2 protein-coding genes are annotated in these 1,921 nt (G+C 66.3%); one reads left to right on the top strand and one right to left on the bottom strand.

What is annotated here, in order from left to right; translation table 11 throughout:
* Window positions 1-256: 256 nt before the first annotated feature.
* The gene (locus AC1DT3_RS19460) at window positions 257-577 is read left to right on the top strand and encodes a hypothetical protein (protein ID WP_477466861.1); all 321 of its coding nucleotides are present in this window, start codon (window positions 257-259) and stop codon (window positions 575-577) included.
* 650 nt (window positions 578-1,227) lie between these two features.
* On the opposite strand, the gene AC1DT3_RS19455 is transcribed toward AC1DT3_RS19460, so the two are convergent.
* Entirely contained in the window at window positions 1,228-1,713 is a 486-nt protein-coding gene (locus AC1DT3_RS19455; RefSeq protein ID WP_477466860.1) for a pyridoxamine 5'-phosphate oxidase family protein, read from the bottom strand.
* Window positions 1,714-1,921: the final 208 nt, after the last annotated feature.

The raw sequence follows: 1,921 nt of genomic DNA, 5'->3' as shown, positions 1-1,921 counted from the left end.
CTCTATCCCATTGACCCGACCCCACCGCGTAGTGTTTCGTTACTCCGAAGTCGGGCGCACCCGACTTCGGGGCCTAGAAACCTCTCCCAAAGCGGTCGGCATCGACCGCGACGATGCCTCCCTTGCCCTTTATGGCCGGGGAGGTGCTGCCGCATGTCCAGGGTGAAAGCCTAAAGGGCAGTGCGCCGTCTTTGGGCGGTTTCTAGCTCCCCGGCCACCAGGGCTCCTGGTGGTCGTTTCACCAAGGGAGCGTGGGATGGASCAGCCGTACAGCATCGTCGCCGATGCGTTGTCCAAGTTTCARAYAGCRTCCGAGCCGATCCAGGCGCTCATGATCGTCATGAGCGCGTTGACGGTGTTCGGCGTCGCGTGGGTCCTGATGCGCGGGATCGTCGAGATCCGGCTGGCGCGACGGGCTGCGTTTTCCGAAGCGAGGGATGCGCGGCCGGTGGCGTCGTGGCGGGAGGCGCGGTTCGAGGACGCGCGGTTGGCCGAGCCGCTGCGCGTCCTCCCCATCGCCGAGGGCGACGATGTGGGTTCGGCTGAGCCGGTGCCATCGCCGGGCTCGTCCAGCTGACCCTCATCCTGAGGAGCCGCGTCAGCGGCGTCTCGAAGGAGGGTCCAGAGATCGCTGGAGACGCCTCGTCCTTCGAGACGCGACTGCGTCGCTCCTCAGGATGAGGCTTCGAGACGGGCCTCCGGCCCCCTCAGGATGAGGCTTACTTTTGTCATCACCGGGCTCGTCCCGGTGACCTCGCTTCGTGAAGCGCAGCGCTCATCTAATCGAGGTGGCCGGGACAGGCCCGGTGGAGGATTGCGACCCCACCGTCCTTTGTCATCACCGAGCTTGTCCCGGTGACCTCGCTTTCGTGAGGTGCGGCGCTCATCCGACCGGGGTGGCCGGGACAGGCCCGGCCATGACAGCGGAGGGGGTGCCACCCTCAGTGTCATTCCCGGCCGGAGATGGCGGAGCCGTCGGAGGGGAAGGGAACCCATAACGCCGCACCGTGGTGCGCGAGGACGGTCCAGGCCTGGGTCCCCTTCCCTCGCTACGCTCGCCGGGGATGACACGGAGGGGGAGGCACTCGCCGGGGAGGACACGGAGACAGAGGCGCTCGCCGGGGAGGACACGGATCGCCTTGCGCCCGTTCTCCAAACGCAGCGCGTATGGGTTCCGGGCTCCGCTACGCGGCCCCGGAATGACGGAGGTTGGTACTCGATCGCCCCCTACCCCAGCTTCACTTCGGCGGTTTTGTCCTTGTAGTCGGTCTGCGGATCGACGCCCAGCAGGGCCTTGATGCCGGCGAGCAGGTTGGAGGCGTTTTCCCAGATTTCGGCTTCGCCCGGATCGAAGCGYAGGAGCACGAGGCGCGGGTCGTCCTTGCCGCCCTTGAACCAGGCCGCGATGAAGCTGTTCCAGAGGCGATCGATCACCGCGCGGTTCATGTCGACCTGCAGGGTGCCCTCGACGGAGGCGAAGAGGTCGTGTCCCTTCGCGGTGAAGCTGAAAGCGGCGCGCTGGCCGTGTTCCAGTTTCTGCACGAGTTCCGTATCGCGGTCGGTGAAGAACCAGATCGGGCCCTTGTCGCCCTCGATCTGCGCGGTCATCGGGCGGGTGTGGCCCTTCTCGGTCCCGGCCAGACCGAGCATGACGGTCATGTCGGATTTCAGGGCTTTCCAGAACGCGGTCTTCAGTTCGGCCGGTGTCGGCATGGCGGCGTCTCCTCGGTGGTTGCCAAGGCTGAACGGTCCATGCGGCCGGGTGTTCCGAAATTGGCGCTCGCTCGTCGGCGAGCGGAGTGGCCGGGACACGCCCGGCCATCACAGAGTGTCGCGGCGGATCACATATGGATCGCGCGCCCATACGCATCCATGACGCTCTCGTGCATCATTTCCGAGAGGGTCGGATGCGGGAAGACGG

This window comes from Microvirga sp. P4_G7 (genome assembly GCF_056401005.1).
The sequence above is the reverse complement of the archived record's forward strand: the minus strand, read 5'-3'. Positions and strand labels throughout refer to the sequence as shown.